General features: G+C 64.7%; 13 protein-coding genes. 9 read left to right on the forward strand and 4 right to left on the reverse strand.

Annotation, left to right across the window (positions count from 1 at the left end; translation table 11 throughout):
* Nucleotides 1–95: 95 nt before the first annotated feature.
* From hydA to preA, 3 genes are all read left to right on the forward strand, one after another.
* A complete protein-coding gene (hydA, locus tag J4D52_RS21315) occupies nucleotides 96–1,547 on the forward strand; it encodes a dihydropyrimidinase (protein WP_102677421.1) in 1,452 nt (483 codons plus the stop codon).
* 199 nt (nucleotides 1,548–1,746) lie between these two features.
* A complete protein-coding gene (locus J4D52_RS21320; protein ID WP_102677420.1) occupies nucleotides 1,747–3,114 on the forward strand; it encodes an NAD(P)-dependent oxidoreductase in 1,368 nt (455 codons plus the stop codon).
* On the forward strand, nucleotides 3,115–4,389 hold the full coding sequence (gene preA / locus J4D52_RS21325) for an NAD-dependent dihydropyrimidine dehydrogenase subunit PreA (RefSeq protein WP_102677419.1): 1,275 nt from the start codon (nucleotides 3,115–3,117) through the stop codon (nucleotides 4,387–4,389).
* Nucleotides 4,390–4,526: 137 nt separating this feature from the next.
* On the opposite strand, the gene J4D52_RS21330 is transcribed toward preA, so the two are convergent.
* Entirely contained in the window at nucleotides 4,527–5,147 is a 621-nt protein-coding gene (locus J4D52_RS21330) for a TetR/AcrR family transcriptional regulator (protein WP_007922198.1), read from the reverse strand.
* A gap of 239 nt (nucleotides 5,148–5,386) precedes the next feature.
* Between J4D52_RS21330 and J4D52_RS21335 the strand changes: the two genes are divergently transcribed.
* From J4D52_RS21335 to copD, 3 genes are all read left to right on the forward strand, one after another.
* Nucleotides 5,387–5,827 carry an acetyltransferase gene (locus J4D52_RS21335; protein WP_102677418.1) on the forward strand — a complete coding sequence of 147 codons (441 nt, stop codon included), beginning with the start codon at nucleotides 5,387–5,389 and terminating at the stop codon, nucleotides 5,825–5,827.
* A 93-nt stretch (nucleotides 5,828–5,920) separates the two neighbouring features.
* Nucleotides 5,921–6,283, forward strand: coding sequence for a copper homeostasis periplasmic binding protein CopC (gene copC / locus J4D52_RS21340; RefSeq protein ID WP_025809496.1), 363 nt, complete (start codon nucleotides 5,921–5,923; stop codon nucleotides 6,281–6,283).
* 3 nt (nucleotides 6,284–6,286) lie between these two features.
* Nucleotides 6,287–7,150, forward strand: a complete 864-nt coding sequence (gene copD, locus J4D52_RS21345) for a copper homeostasis membrane protein CopD (RefSeq protein ID WP_102677417.1) — start codon at nucleotides 6,287–6,289, stop codon at nucleotides 7,148–7,150.
* Between the two features lie 120 nt (nucleotides 7,151–7,270).
* Here copD and J4D52_RS21350 read toward each other — a convergent pair whose 3' ends face one another.
* Nucleotides 7,271–8,416 carry an HlyD family secretion protein gene (locus J4D52_RS21350; RefSeq protein ID WP_102677416.1) on the reverse strand — a complete coding sequence of 382 codons (1,146 nt, stop codon included), beginning with the start codon at nucleotides 8,414–8,416 and terminating at the stop codon, nucleotides 7,271–7,273.
* Entirely contained in the window at nucleotides 8,413–10,086 is a 1,674-nt protein-coding gene (locus J4D52_RS21355; protein ID WP_102677415.1) for an MFS transporter, read from the reverse strand. Before J4D52_RS21355 ends, J4D52_RS21350 begins: the two co-directional genes overlap by 4 nt.
* Nucleotides 10,087–10,386: 300 nt before the next feature.
* Between J4D52_RS21355 and dapF the strand changes: the two genes are divergently transcribed.
* Nucleotides 10,387–11,181: a diaminopimelate epimerase gene (gene dapF, locus J4D52_RS21360; protein ID WP_025809503.1), complete on the forward strand. Its 795-nt coding sequence runs from the start codon at nucleotides 10,387–10,389 to the stop codon at nucleotides 11,179–11,181.
* A gap of 231 nt (nucleotides 11,182–11,412) precedes the next feature.
* The gene (locus J4D52_RS21365) at nucleotides 11,413–12,354 is read left to right on the forward strand and encodes a polysaccharide deacetylase family protein (RefSeq protein WP_025809504.1); all 942 of its coding nucleotides are present in this window, start codon (nucleotides 11,413–11,415) and stop codon (nucleotides 12,352–12,354) included.
* Nucleotides 12,355–12,535: 181 nt separating this feature from the next.
* On the opposite strand, the gene bkdR is transcribed toward J4D52_RS21365, so the two are convergent.
* Nucleotides 12,536–13,024 (reverse strand): Bkd operon transcriptional regulator BkdR, encoded by a 489-nt coding sequence (bkdR, locus tag J4D52_RS21370; protein WP_009048410.1) that lies wholly within the window; start codon nucleotides 13,022–13,024, stop codon nucleotides 12,536–12,538.
* A 197-nt stretch (nucleotides 13,025–13,221) separates the two neighbouring features.
* Between bkdR and J4D52_RS21375 the strand changes: the two genes are divergently transcribed.
* Nucleotides 13,222–14,457: a 3-methyl-2-oxobutanoate dehydrogenase (2-methylpropanoyl-transferring) subunit alpha gene (locus tag J4D52_RS21375; protein ID WP_009048409.1), complete on the forward strand. Its 1,236-nt coding sequence runs from the start codon at nucleotides 13,222–13,224 to the stop codon at nucleotides 14,455–14,457.
* Nucleotide 14,458: the final 1 nt, after the last annotated feature.

Here is a 14,458-nt window from a genome sequence, read left to right on the forward strand (position 1 = left end):
CCTGACACCGCTGACAGGAATAAAAATTCCGCAGCATGTTTATTACAAGAACACTAGAACCGGCATAAGCCGGTCATGCCTGCGAGGAACTCGGAATGTCTCTGTTGATCCGTGGCGCCACCCTTATTACCCATGATGAAAGTTATAAGGCCGATGTGTTGTGCGCCGACGGCGTGATCAAGGCCATCGGCCAGAATCTGGACAACAATTTGGATAACCCTGCAGGCTGCGAAGTGCTCGATGGCAGTGGCCAATACCTGATGCCCGGTGGCATCGATCCTCATACCCATATGCAATTGCCCTTCATGGGCACCGTGGCCAGCGAAGACTTCTTCAGCGGCACCGCGGCGGGCCTGGCGGGCGGCACCACCTCGATCATCGACTTCGTGATTCCCAACCCGCAGCAGTCCCTGCTGGAGGCCTTTCACCAGTGGCGCGGCTGGGCCGAGAAGTCGGCATCGGACTACGGCTTCCACGTCGCCATCACCTGGTGGAGCGAGCAGGTGCGCGAGGAAATGGCCGAGCTGGTGAGCCAGCACGGGGTCAACAGCTTCAAGCATTTCATGGCCTACAAGAACGCGATCATGGCCGCCGACGACACCCTGGTGGCGAGCTTCGAGCGCTGCCTGGAACTCGGCGCCGTACCGACCGTGCACGCGGAGAACGGCGAGCTGGTCTACCACCTGCAACGCAAGCTGCTGGCCCAGGGCATCACCGGGCCGGAAGCGCACCCGCTGTCGCGCCCTTCCCAGGTCGAAGGCGAAGCCGCCAGCCGGGCGATCCGCATTGCCGAAACCCTCGGCACGCCGCTGTACCTGGTGCACGTCTCGACCAAAGAGGCCCTGGACGAAATCACCTACGCCCGCGGCAAAGGCCAGCCGGTGTACGGCGAAGTGCTGGCCGGGCACCTGCTGCTGGACGACAGCGTGTACCGCCACCCGGACTGGCAGACCGCCGCCGGCTACGTGATGAGCCCGCCCTTCCGCCCCCGCGGGCATCAGGACGCGCTGTGGCACGGCCTGCAATCGGGCAACCTGCACACCACCGCCACCGACCACTGCTGCTTCTGCGCCGAGCAGAAAGCCGCCGGCCGCGACGATTTCAGCAAGATCCCCAACGGCACCGCCGGCATCGAAGACCGCATGGCCGTGCTCTGGGACGAGGGGGTGAACAGCGGACGCCTGTCGATGCAGGACTTCGTCGCCCTGACTTCCACCAACGCGGCGAAGATCTTCAACCTCTACCCACGCAAGGGCGCGATCCGCGTCGGCGCCGATGCCGACCTGGTGCTCTGGGACCCGCAAGGCACACGGACCATCTCGGCCAAGACCCACCACCAGCAGGTGGACTTCAACATCTTCGAAGGCAAGACCGTGCGCGGCGTGCCCAGCCACACCATCAGCCAGGGCAAGCTGGTCTGGGCCGACGGTGACCTGCGCGCCGAACGCGGCGCGGGTCGTTATGTCGAGCGCCCGGCCTATCCGGCGGTGTTCGACCTGCTGAGCAAGCGCGCCGAGGCGCACAAGCCGACGGCCGTCAAACGCTGAGCCAAGCCCATAAACCGGATACCTGTAGCCGCTGCCGCAGGCTGCGATAAGGCCGAAGGCCTTCAGCGATCTCAAGATCCTGCGCCTGCTGCGCAGCCGATCGCAGCCTCGCGTTGCTCGGCAGCGGCTACAGCGTTCGAGTGGATGTGAAAACAATGCCCGTCAGAGGCAATCGACAAAAAACCCTGAGGCCTGAACCGTGATCAAGACCCTGAACCACTTGCCCCATCCCCAGGAGGATGGCGCCACCCTCGCCGGCCATTTCAGCGACCTGGCACCGCCGCTCAACGACCGCCAGGCGCACCTGGAAGCCTCGCGCTGCCTGTATTGCTACGACGCGCCGTGCGTCAACGCCTGCCCCAGCGAGATCGACATTCCCTCGTTCATCCGCCATATCCACACCGACAACGTGCAAGGCGCGGCGCAGAAGATTCTCTCGGCCAATATCCTCGGCGGCAGCTGCGCCCGGGTGTGCCCGACGGAGATCCTGTGCCAGCAGGCCTGCGTGCGCAACAACGCCCAGGAATGTGCGCCGGTGCTGATCGGCCTGTTGCAGCGTTACGCGGTGGACAACGCGCACTTCAGCCAGCATCCGTTCCAGCGCGCTGCCGCCACCGGCAAGCGCATCGCCGTGGTCGGCGCCGGGCCGGCGGGGCTATCGTGCGCCCACCGCTGCGCCATGCACGGCCATGAGGTGGTGATTTTCGAGGCCAGGGAAAAAGCCGGCGGCCTCAATGAATACGGGATCGCCAAGTACAAACTGGTGGACGACTTCGCCCAGAAGGAGCTGGATTTCCTGTTGCAAATCGGCGGTATCGAGATCCGCCACGGGCAGAAACTCGGCGACAACCTGAGCCTCACCGAACTGCACCAGCAGTTCGACGCGGTGTTCCTCGGCCTCGGCCTGGCCGCCAGCAAACAGCTGGGCCTGCCCCATGAGGACGCCCCCGGCCTGCTGGCTGCCACTGAGTACATTCGTGAGCTGCGCCAGGCCAATGACCTCACTCAGTTGCCCCTGGCCGACCACTGCATCGTCCTCGGCGCCGGCAACACGGCGATCGACATGGCGGTGCAGATGGCCCGCCTCGGCGCCCGCGATGTGAACCTGGTATACCGCCGCGGCGTCGAGGACATGGGCGCGACCAAACACGAACAGGACATCGCCAAGGCCAATCAGGTGCGCCTGCTGACCTGGGCCGCGCCTGAGGAAGTGTTGCTGGATGCCCAGGGCCAGGTGCGCGGCATGCGCTTCGCCCGCACCCGCCTGGTGGAAGGCCGCCTGCAAACCACCGGGGAAACCTTCGAGCTGGCCGCCGACGCGATCTTCAAGGCCATCGGCCAGGCGTTCGACGGCGCCGCGCTGGGCGACCCACTGGCTCGCGAGCTCAAGCGCGCCGGCGAGCGCATCGAGGTCGACGAACAACTGCGCACCAGCATCCCCGGGGTGTATGCCGGCGGCGACTGCGTCAGCCTCGGCCAGGACCTCACCGTCCAGGCGGTGCAACACGGCAAGCGGGCCGCCGAAGCCATGCATGCCCAACTCATGCTCAACGTGGAGGCTGCGTAAATGGCCGATCTCTCGATTGTGTTCGCCGGTATCAAGGCCCCCAACCCGTTCTGGCTGGCCTCCGCGCCGCCCACCGACAAGGCCTACAACGTGGTCCGCGCCTTCGAGGCCGGCTGGGGCGGTGTGGTCTGGAAAACCCTGGGCGAGGACCCGGCGGCGGTCAACGTGTCGTCACGCTACTCGGCGCACTTCGGCGCCAACCGCGAAGTGCTGGGCATCAACAATATCGAACTGATCACCGACCGTTCCCTGGAGATCAACCTCAAGGAAATCACCCAGGTCAAGAAGGACTGGCCGGACCGCGCGCTGATCGTGTCGCTGATGGTGCCCTGCGTCGAGGAGTCGTGGAAAAACATCCTGCCGCTGGTGGAAGCCACCGGCGCCGACGGCATCGAGCTGAACTTCGGCTGCCCCCACGGCATGCCGGAGCGCGGCATGGGCGCGGCGGTCGGCCAGGTGCCGGAGTACGTGGAACAGGTCACCCGCTGGTGCAAGACTTATTGCTCGCTGCCGGTGATCGTCAAGCTGACGCCGAACATCACCGACATCCGCATGGCCGCCCGCGCGGCCCACCGCGGCGGCGCCGACGCGGTGTCGCTGATCAACACCATCAACTCGATCACCAGCGTCGATCTGGAGCGCATGGTCGCCAACCCCATGGTCGGCAGCCAGAGCACCCACGGCGGCTACTGCGGCTCGGCGGTCAAGCCGATCGCACTGAACATGGTGGCCGAGATCGCCCGCGACCCGCAGACCCAGGGCCTGCCGATCTGCGGTATCGGCGGCATCGGCAGCTGGCGCGACGCCGCGGAATTCGTCGCCCTGGGCTGCGGCGCGGTGCAGGTGTGCACGGCGGCGATGCTTCATGGTTTCCGTATTGTCGAGGAGATGAAGGACGGCCTGTCGCGGTGGATGGACAGCCAGGGCTACAGCAGCCTGCAGCAGTTTTCCGGCAAGGCCGTGGGCAACACCACCGACTGGAAGTACCTGGATATCAACTATCAGGTGATCGCCAAGATCGACCAGGACGCCTGCATCGGCTGCGGCCGCTGCCATATCGCCTGCGAAGACACCTCGCACCAGGCCATCGCCAGCCTCAGGCAGGCCGACGGCACGCATAAGTACGAGGTGATCGACGCCGAATGCGTGGGCTGCAACCTGTGCCAGATCACCTGCCCGGTACAGGACTGCATCGAGATGGTGCCCCAGGACACCGGCAAGCCGTTCCTCGACTGGCAGCATGATCCGCGCAATCCGTATCGCGAGGCGGTGTGACTGGATGGTTAGAGGATTCGCCGGATAACACTCATTGACTGGACTGACGTCATCGCGGGCAAGCCACGCTCCTACAGAAGCGTGCGGTCTTCTTCTGTAGGGGCGAGGCTTGCCCGCGATAGCGATATCAGGGACGCCTAGGGCTCCAACCCAATCCCGCGCAAAATCACGCTGGTCACGGTCTGCACCGCCTTTTCGAACTGCATGTCCGACAGCGGCTGGTGCTCGTTGATGATCATGATCTGGTGATCGAAGTCGGCGTAGTGCTGGGTCGAGGCCCAGATCATGTACAGCAGGCTCGACGGCTCCACCGGCAGGATGCGTTGGTCTTCGACCCACTGGCGGATCTTCGCTTCCTTCATCTTCGCCCAGTCGTACAGGCTGGCGTCCAGAGCCTCGCCCAGGGTCGGCGCGCCGTGGATGATTTCGTTGGCCCAGACTTTCGAGCCATAGGGCCGGCTGCGAGAATGGTTCATCTTGGCGCGGATGTAGCTGCTGAGCACCACCCGCGGGTCGTCGAACATCTCGAAGCACAGGGCGTCCTGCTTCCACAGCTCCAGCAGCTCCAGCAGCACCGCACTGTACAGCTCGCTCTTGGTGCTGAAGTAGTAATGCAGGTTGGAGCGCGGCAATTGCACCTCGGCGGCGATATCGGCCATGGCGGTGCCGCTGAAGCCTTTTTCGGCGAACACCTTTTCCGCCGCCAGGAGGATCTTCTCGACGTTGCTGCGACGGATCTCGATCTTGTGATTGCCCATATGGGCTCCCTGCAAACAGTCTGCTGCAAGACTACCATTGGCCCTCGTACAAAAACGAAACTTCCTGTACCTGGCTTTCCCCGGCCAAAACGATTGGTTAGGATCCTTCCCGCCTTATTCCCAGGCACCTGAAGTGTTCCGTCCAGGCGTTGATTCGCGACACGGACATGCAGGCAGGACTTTCGCCGCCGAACCCTGAGGGTTTCGGCCATCCTGCAACGCCGCCATGGATCATGCTCATGCACATTCGAAAACGCTGGCCCGCGGACGATCCGCAGCTAGCCGCCCTGTGGGACCGCTCGGTGCGGGCCACCCACGACGTTATTAGCGAAGACGATATCCAACTGCTCTACCCCCTGGTGCGCGACACCTACCTGCCGGCCCTCGAGGTCTGGCTGCTGGTGGATGACGACGGCACCCCGGCCGGCTTTATCGCCAGCGCCGGCGAAAAGGTGGAAATGCTGTTTATCGAACCGGCCCGCCGTGGCCAGGGAGTCGGCCGACAACTGCTGGACCACGTGCGCAGCCGCCATCCACGGCTCAGTGTCGACGTCAACGAACAGAACCCCCAGGCCCATGGTTTTTATCGGCACTACGGTTTCGAAGACATCGGCCGCTCGGAAACCGATGGCCAGGGTCGGCCGTTCCCGATCATTCATATGCGCCTGAAAACCCCTTGAACAGCGCGCCGATGTTTCATCCAGCGACCCTGCCGTGGTCCTTATACTCATCGGCACAGCGACTACCCGACACTCATTGAACAGGTATTTCCCATGCTGAAAAAACTCCTGACCGCCAGCGCCCTGCTGGCCTCTCTCGTCGCCGCTTCCTCGGCCTTCGCCCATGCTCACCTGCAAAGCCAGGTCCCGGCCGCCGACAGCACGGTGAGCGCGCCGAGCGAACTGCGCCTGGTGTTCTCCGAAGGCGTCGAGGCGACCTTCACCAAAGTCAGCCTGAGCAAGGATGGCGCGGCGGTCGCCGTCAAAGCCCTGGCCACCGAAGGCGCGGACAAAAAGACCCTGATCGTGACTCCGGCGGCGCCGCTGGCGGCGGGCGCCTACAAGGTCGAGTGGCACGCGGTGTCGGTCGATACCCACACGAGCGAAGGCAGCTACAGCTTCAAGGTCGGCCAGTAACCGATGTCGACCCTGTTGGTGCTCTGCCGCTTCGTGCATTTCGCGGCAGTCCTGCTGCTGTTCGGGGCCTGGGTGTTCAGGCCCCTGCTGTTGGGGCGCGAGCCCTTTGCCGCACTGGATCGCAACCTGACCCGACTCGGCCGCTGGCTGGCCGGGATCGCCCTGGCCACGGGCGTCTGCTGGTTGCTGCTGATCACCGCCAGCATGGCCGGCAGCGGCGCCGCGGCCCTGGATCCGGCGACCTTGCAGCTGGTGCTGTGCAACACCTTTTTTGGCCAGGTATGGAGCTGGCATCTGCTGCTCAATGGCGCGCTGGTGGTGTTGCTGCTGACTCGCCTGAGTGAGTGGCTGACGCTACGGCTGATCCTCGCCGCCCTGCTGCTGGCCACCCTCGCCCCCGTGGGCCACGGCGCCATGCTCGACGGCCTCGGCGGTCGGTTGCTGATCCTCAACCAGATCGTCCACCTGGGCTGCGTCAGCCTGTGGCTCGGCGGTTTGCTGGTGCTGCTGATGATTCTGCGGCAAGCGGACGGCCTGCCGCTGGGCCAGCTGTTGCGGCGTTTCAGTGGGGTCGGTTATGGGCTGGTGGCCGGGTTGACCCTCAGCGGGCTGATCAATGTGCGGGTCCTGACCGGGCAGTTGTGGCCGACGCCGCTGCTGTCCGGCTTTGCCCTGATCCTGCTGATCAAGGTGCTGCTGGTGTGCGGCATGTTCGCCCTGGCCCTGTTCAACCGCCTGCGGATCGAGGACTGCCAGCAACGCCTGGGCACCCTGCGCCGTAGCGTGCTGCTGGAATGGTTGCTGGGGATCGCCGCGGTGGCGGCCGTGTCCCTGCTCGGCACCCTGCCGCCACTGATCGCCGCCTGAGCGCATCTGTAGGAGCGAGGCTTGCCCGCGATAGGATCTTGAATCTGACGCCAGCTCCGGATCTGTATTGGCCGGGCGGGCCTCATCGCGGGCAAGCCTCGCTCCTACAAGGGGAGCACATCACTCGATGTGCTCATCCCCCTTCCCAGCCGTATCGATACTCACCACCACCGACATCCCCGGGCGCAGGCGCTCGCTTTCTGCCTGGTCGGGGTCGACGGTGATGCGCACCGGTATCCGCTGGGCGATCTTGACGAAGTTGCCGGTGGCGTTGTCGGCCTGCAACAACGCGAACTCCGAGCCGGTGGCCGGCGAGATGCGCTGCACATGGCCGTGGAATTTGCGGTGGTTGAGCGCATCGACGGTGAAGCTCGCGGGCTGGCCGACGCGGATGTTGTCCATCTGGGTTTCCTTCATGTTGGCGATCACCCAGAGCTGGTTCGGCACCAGCGACATCAGCTGCGCCCCGGAGTTGACGTAAGCCCCCAGGCGCACGCCGATCTGCCCCAGCTGGCCATCCCGCGGCGCGGTGACCCGGGTATTGGACAGGTCGATCCGCGCCAGTTGCACCGCCGCCTCGGCGTTGGCCACCGCGGCCTCCAGCGAGCCGCGATTGACGATCACCGTCTGCAGGTCCTGGCGGGCAATGTCCAGCTGCGCCTGGGCCTGGGCCACCGCGGCGAGGGTCTGGGCGTTGGCGGCGCGGGTCACGTCCAGGTCACGCTGGGACACCGAACCGTCGTCGATCAGCTCCTGGTTGCGCCGCAGGTCGGCGGCACTCTTGCGCGCCTGGGCCTGGCTGTCGGCCAGCGCCGCCTGGCGCAGCTTGATGGTGGCTTCGGCGCTGTTGCGTTGCTGCACCACATTGGCCAGGGCCGCCTTCTGCGACGCCAGCTGGGCCAGGGACTGCTCCAGGCGCTGCTTGTAGATGCGGTCGTCGAGGCGCACCAGCAGGTCGCCGGCCTTGACGAACTGGAAGTCCTGCACCGGCACCTCGAACACATAACCGCTGAGCTGCGGCCCGATGATCGTCACCTGGCCCCGCATCAGGGCGTTCTCGGTGCTTTCGATGGCGCTGCTGAACGGCGGCAACTGCCAGGCATAGAGCACGACCAGCACGCCGCTGATGGCGATCGCGGCGAACCCCAGGGACGAGATGATTCGCACCCGCAGCGAACGCGGCTCGGTGATCGGCATCGAGGGCGGCGCGCTGCCTTCCGGCGTCGAGGCAATGGCGTTGGTGGTGGTGATGGTCGGTTCGGTCATGAAGAAATGGCACCGCTGGGTTGGACGGGAGTCGTGGCTGGGGTTGAGGTTGCGGGCGCGACCGCCTTGGTCGTGCTCATCAGCCACAGGCTGCGAATGAAGATCCAGATCATGGTCAGCACGGCGATCACCGCGATCAGCATGAACACATCGTTGTAGGCCAGCACGTTGGCTTCGCGGGTGGCGGCGCTGGCCAGGCTGCGGATGCCTTGCAGCTCGCGGGCCTGCGGGTCGGCGATCACCCTGCCGACCGCCGCCCCGCCGCTCTGCACCCGGCCCAGCACCCGCGGGTCCATCATCACCAGTTGCTCGACGATATGGCTGGAATGGTATTTCTCGCGGACGATCTGGAAGGTCCCCAGCAGCGCCGAGCCGATCAGCCCGCCGAGGTTCTGGCAGATGCCGAACAGCACCGAGAAGCTCACCAGGTTGCGCGGGTTGGTCAGCACGTTGCGCGTGCCCAGGACCATGGTCGGGCCGAGAAAGAAGGTCCCGCCGAAGGCCAGCAGGAACTGGCTGAAATACATGTTGGCCGGGCGCGTGAGGTTACTGGAGAAGCTGTCCATCACCGAACCCACGGCCATCAGCGCCAGGGAGATGACCAGCGGCATCAGCAGGTGCGCCGGGTTGATGGTCAGGGCACTGGTGGCGAGACCCGCGATACTGCCCAGCAGCATCACCCCATACAGCAGGCGCATCTGCTGGCTGCTCATGTTCAGCGCCTGGAGAAAGCCCACGGCGCCGGTGGACTGCTCGGACAGCACCATGCGGATCAGGATCACTGCCAGGGCCAGGCGGATCGCCGCCCCGCTGCCCAGCCAGCGAGTCATCAGCATCGGGTTGCTGCGGTTATGTTCGATGGCCAGGCCGGCGAGGATCAGCACGATGGAGCCGGCCGAAGCGATACCGATCCACGGCGCCTCCAGCCACCAGTCGATGCGCCCCAGGGACAGTACCGCGCACAGCAGCGCGACGCCGCTGGCGAGGATGGCGAAGGTCAGGAAGTCGAGTTTCTCGAAGGTGCGGAAACGGTCGCCGGGCGGCAGCTTGAGCAGGAACACGCAGCCCAGGGAGGCCAGCGCCAGCCCCAGCTCGAACAGGTACAGGCCGCGCCATTCGGCGATCTGCAGCAGGTCTTCGGAAAACAGCCGGGCCAGGGGCAAGGCCAGTTGCGAGGCGCCCAACCCGAGCACCAGGGCCTTCATCCGCCACTTGGCCGGGAACGCCTGGACCATGTAGTACAGGCCCAGGGAACTCAGGGCCGCGCCGACCATGCCGTGGGCCGCGCGCACGGCGATAGCCGAACTCAGGTCGTTGACGAACAGGTGGCCGAAGGTCACCAGCGCATAGAGCACCAGGAACACTTCGGTAAAGGCACGCAGGCCGAACTGCTGGCGAAACTTCACCAGCAGCAGGTTCATCGACACGTTGGTCATCACGTAGGCCGCCGGCAGCCAGGCCATTTCCGCCGTGGTCGCGCCCAGCGCCCCTTGCAGATACTGCAGGTTGGCGACCACCAGGGAGTTGCCGAGGCCGCCGGTGATCGCCACCAGTAGACCGACCAGGGCATAGGCCAGGCGCTTGTGGCTGGGGTGCAGCGGCGTCGAGGGGGAGCCGGGCAAGCTGGGCTTTTCGTGGGGTTGCCAGTTGCGCGGGGCGTAGCTATCCATTCATTGACCTTGCCATTCGCTGACCTTGTTCCATGTCCGCCCGAGTGGCGGACGATCCAGAGTTGTTCCGGGGTGCCCGGCAGTGTGCCGGAAAACCTTGGGATCCAGGCAAACTGCCGGGCTCGATTGACGAACTTTATGCAAAGCCAATCACGCCGCGGAGGATTTTTTCACCCCACTGCCGGCCGCCGGACGAAATACCCGTGGCGCTGACGCAAATCCGCCACAGGCCCTGCCTATCATTGCCGCTGCGCGCCCCCTAGAATCGGCCGTCACCTGTGCCTCCCGCGGAGCCCCGCAATGCCCCTGTCCTTTCAGAAGCTGCATGCCAATGGCGACGACTTCATGCTGGTCGATGCCCGTGGGCGCGACAACCCGATCACCGAGGAGCTGGCCAGATCCCTGGGCGACCGCCATCGTGGCGTGGGTTTCAATCAGCTGGTGGTGCTCAGCCATTGCCCCGAGACGGCGGCGCAACTGACCTTCTGGAATGCCGATGGTTCCAGCCTGAGCACCTGTGGCAGCGCGACCCGGGGCGCGGCCGACCTGCTGATGCGCGAAAGCGGCGAAAACTCGGTGCGGGTGAAAACCGTCCGCGGCATCCAGCACTGCATGCGCCTGGACGATCAGTCGGTGTCGGTGGAGATGGGTATGCCGCAGTTCGCCTGGCAGGAGATTCCGCTGGCGACGGCGCTCGACAGCCTGGCCCTGCCCCTGCCCGGCGAGCCGGCGGCGTGCAGCATGGGCAACCCGCACTGCACCTTTTTCGTCGAGGACCTGCAAGCCATCGATGTGGCGACCCTGGGCCCGCAGATCGAGGCGCATCCGCTGTTCCCACAGAAGACCAATGTGCATTTCGTCCAGGTCATCGACCGCCAGACCATTCGCCTGCGCATCTGGGAACGCAACGGCGCCATTCCTTTGGGTTCCGGCTCGTGCTCCTGCGGCGCGGCGGTCAACGGCATACGCCGCGGCTTGCTGGACAGCCCGGTCCGAGTGCTGTGCGACGGTGGCCCGGTCACCGTCAGTTGGGACGGTCAGGGCAAGGTGCGGCTGGCCGGTGTGGTGGAGCGGGTGTTCAGCGGAACGCTCTAAGATGGGCGGCGTCTGGGAGGGCCCTATCGCGGGCAAGCCTCGCTCCTACGGAGTGCGCATCGCTTCTGTAGGAGCGGCCGGTCGACGCTCGATTGCCCGCGATTAGGCCAGTCCAGGCAATCCCGTGCTCGATTGGTAAATTTTCTTTAAAGGTGATCTGGTTTCGAGGGGATTTTTCAAGCAAAAACCTGATGCCAGCCTATGGGCACTTTTTCCTCAAGGAGTGCCACCATGTCCCCCCACAAAAACTCGCGCTGGTTCAAGCGCCTGCTCGCCCTCAGCCTGCTGGCGCCGGCCCTGGCGTTCGCCCAGGAGCGCCCTTGGCCGGACGGCTCGCAACTGGTGCTGTCGTTTTCCATGCAGTTCGAGACCGGCGGCCAGCCGGAGGGCGCCGAAAGCCCGTTTTCCGCAAGCCCGCTGCCCAAGGGCTACCCCGACCTGCCGGCCAACACCTGGTTCGACTACGGCCACAAGGAAGGCCTGTGGCGCCTGCTCGACCTATGGGACCGCACCGGCATCAAGGTCACTTCCCATGTGGTCGGTGAAGCCGCGCTGAAACACCCGGAGCTGGTCAAGGCCATCGCCGAGCGCGGCCATGAGGTGGCGGCCCACGGCATGCGTTGGGCCGACTCTTACAACATGAGCTACGCCCAGGAAAAACAATTCATCGGCGATGGCGTGGACGCGGTGCGGAAGCTCACCGGCCAGCGCTCGGTCGGCTACAACGCCAACTGGCTGCGGCGCAGCCCCAACACCCTGAAGGTGTTGCAGGAGCTGAATTTCACCTACCACATCGATGACGTCAGCCGTGACGAACCTTTTGTCACCCTGGTGCGCGGCAAGAAATTCGCCGTGGTGCCCTACACCCTGCGCAACAACGACATCGTGCTGATCGAGGGCCGGCACTTCTCCGCCGAGCAGTTCTATCAGCAGTTGGTGCTGGAGTTCGATCGCCTGTACGCCGAAGGCGCGAGCCGGCGGCGGATGATGTCGGTGAGCTTGCACGACCGTATCGGCGGCACGCCGGCGATGGTCGAAGCGGTGGAGCGTTTTATCCGCTACGCCCAGTCCCACCCGAAGGTCAGCTTTATGCGCAAGGACCGGATCGCGCAGATCGTGCTGACGGAGAACAACCCGCTGATCGATAACAGCGAGACGGCGTATAACGACTGAGGCGTTATGCGTTGGGCGGGTGGTCGGTGGGTCGATCCGCGAGCGGCGGCGGCCCGTCGATGGTTATCGCGGGCAAGCCTCGCTCCTACAGAAGAAGATCGCGTGCTTCTGTAGGAGCGGCCGGTCGACGCTCGATTGCCCGCGATGAGGCCGGTCCTGCCCTGCACGCCTTCAATGAAGCTCAATTCCCCAGCGTCAACCCATTGGCCGGCAACGGCAGCGCAGTCTTGTAGCGCACCTGCTTGAGGGCGAAGCTGGAACGGATGTTGGCCACGCCGGGCACCTTGGTCAGGAAGTCCATCATGAAGCGCTCCAAGGCCTGGATGGTCGGCACCAGCACGCGGATCAAGTAGTCCGGATCGCCCGCCATCAGGTAGCACTCCATGACTTCCGGACGGTCGGCGATCGCCTCTTCGAAATGCTGCAGCGCCTCTTCCACCTGCTTCTCCAGGCTGACGTGAATGAACACATTGACGTGCAGCCCCAGCAGGTCGGCATCCAGCAGGGTCACCTGCTCGCGGATCAGCCCCAACTCCTCCATGGCGCGCACGCGGTTGAAACACGGGGTGGGCGAAAGGTTCACCGAACGGGCGAGGTCGGCGTTGGTGATGCGAGCATTCTCCTGGAGGCTGTTGAGAATGCCGATGTCGGTACGGTCCAGTTTGCGCATGAGACAAATCAACCTGTTTTTTATGTTTATGCAGTTTTTTTATCTGCAAATCATCTTTAGCGCAACGAAACAGAGATAAATATTCTCCTTGGCCCGGCCTATGATTGTTGTAGGACAAGATTTCTTTTACCCAAAGAATGACTGTCAGCTAAGCGCGCCCACTACAAGAAATTCACAAGATCGAGCGTAGACAAGCCATGACCCAAGCGTACGAACCGCTGCGCCTGCACGTGCCCGAACCCTCAGGCCGTCCCGGTTGCAAAACCGACTTCTCCTACCTGCGTCTGACCGACGCTGGCACGGTGCGCAAACCCCCAATCGATGTAGAACCCGCTGACACCGCCGACCTGGCCCGTGGCCTGATTCGCGTGCTCGACGACCAGGGCAATGCCCTGGGCGAATGGGCCGAAGAGGTGCCCAGCGAGGTGCTGCGCCAGGGCATGCGCGCCATGCTCAAGACGCGGATCTTCGACAACCGCATGGTGGTCGCCCAGCGCCAGAAGAAGATGTCGTTCTACATGCAGAGCCTCGGCGAGGAAGCCATCGGCAGCGCCCAGGCCCTGGCGTTGAACATCGACGACATGTGCTTCCCCACCTACCGCCAGCAAAGCATCCTGATGGCCCGCGACGTGCCGCTGGTGGACATGATCTGCCAGCTGTTGTCCAACGAGCGCGATCCGCTCAAGGGGCGCCAGTTGCCGATCATGTACTCGGTGAAAGAAGCCGGTTTCTTCACCATCTCCGGCAACCTGGCCACCCAGTTCGTGCAGGGCGTGGGCTGGGGCATGGCCTCGGCGATCAAGGGCGATACCAAGATCGCCTCGGCCTGGATCGGCGACGGCGCCACCGCCGAGTCGGACTTCCACACCGCCCTGACCTTCGCCCACGTGTACCGCGCGCCGGTGATCCTCAACGTGGTCAACAACCAGTGGGCGATCTCCACCTTCCAGGCCATCGCCGGCGGTGAAGCCACCACCTTCGCCGGACGCGGCGTGGGTTGCGGCATCGCCTCGCTGCGGGTGGACGGCAACGACTTCATCGCGGTCTACGCCGCGTCCCGCTGGGCCGCCGAACGCGCCCGGCGCAACCTCGGCCCGACCCTGATCGAATGGGTCACCTACCGCGCCGGCCCGCACTCCACTTCCGACGACCCGTCCAAGTATCGCCCGGCCGACGACTGGAGCCACTTCCCCCTCGGCGACCCGATCGCCCGCCTCAAGCAGCACCTGATCAAGATCGGCCAGTGGTCCGAAGAGGAACACGCCGCGGTCAGCGCCGAACTGGAAGCCGAAGTCATCGCCGCGCAGAAACAGGCCGAGCAGTACGGCACCCTCGCCGGCGGGCAGATCCCCAGCGCCGCGACCATGTTCGAGGACGTGTACAAGGAAATGCCCGAGCACCTCAAGCGCCAACGCCAGCAACTGGGAATCTGAC

It is taken from the genome of Pseudomonas sp. GW460-12-10-14-TSB1 (assembly GCF_017349775.1).
Lineage (GTDB): Bacteria > Pseudomonadota > Gammaproteobacteria > Pseudomonadales > Pseudomonadaceae > Aquipseudomonas > Aquipseudomonas piscium.

Coding starts and splice junctions, on each gene's coding strand:
- hydA (WP_102677421.1), top strand. CDS start 96: ATGTCTCTGTTGATCCGTGGCGCCACCCTTATTACCCATGATGAAAGT.
- preA (WP_102677419.1), top strand. CDS start 3,115: ATGGCCGATCTCTCGATTGTGTTCGCCGGTATCAAGGCCCCCAACCCG.
- J4D52_RS21330 (WP_007922198.1), bottom strand. CDS start 5,147: ATGGGCAATCACAAGATCGAGATCCGTCGCAGCAACGTCGAGAAGATC.
- J4D52_RS21335 (WP_102677418.1), top strand. CDS start 5,387: ATGCACATTCGAAAACGCTGGCCCGCGGACGATCCGCAGCTAGCCGCC.
- copC (WP_025809496.1), top strand. CDS start 5,921: ATGCTGAAAAAACTCCTGACCGCCAGCGCCCTGCTGGCCTCTCTCGTC.
- copD (WP_102677417.1), top strand. CDS start 6,287: ATGTCGACCCTGTTGGTGCTCTGCCGCTTCGTGCATTTCGCGGCAGTC.
- J4D52_RS21350 (WP_102677416.1), bottom strand. CDS start 8,416: ATGACCGAACCGACCATCACCACCACCAACGCCATTGCCTCGACGCCG.
- J4D52_RS21355 (WP_102677415.1), bottom strand. CDS start 10,086: ATGGATAGCTACGCCCCGCGCAACTGGCAACCCCACGAAAAGCCCAGC.
- dapF (WP_025809503.1), top strand. CDS start 10,387: ATGCCCCTGTCCTTTCAGAAGCTGCATGCCAATGGCGACGACTTCATG.
- J4D52_RS21365 (WP_025809504.1), top strand. CDS start 11,413: ATGTCCCCCCACAAAAACTCGCGCTGGTTCAAGCGCCTGCTCGCCCTC.
- bkdR (WP_009048410.1), bottom strand. CDS start 13,024: ATGCGCAAACTGGACCGTACCGACATCGGCATTCTCAACAGCCTCCAG.
- J4D52_RS21375 (WP_009048409.1), top strand. CDS start 13,222: ATGACCCAAGCGTACGAACCGCTGCGCCTGCACGTGCCCGAACCCTCA.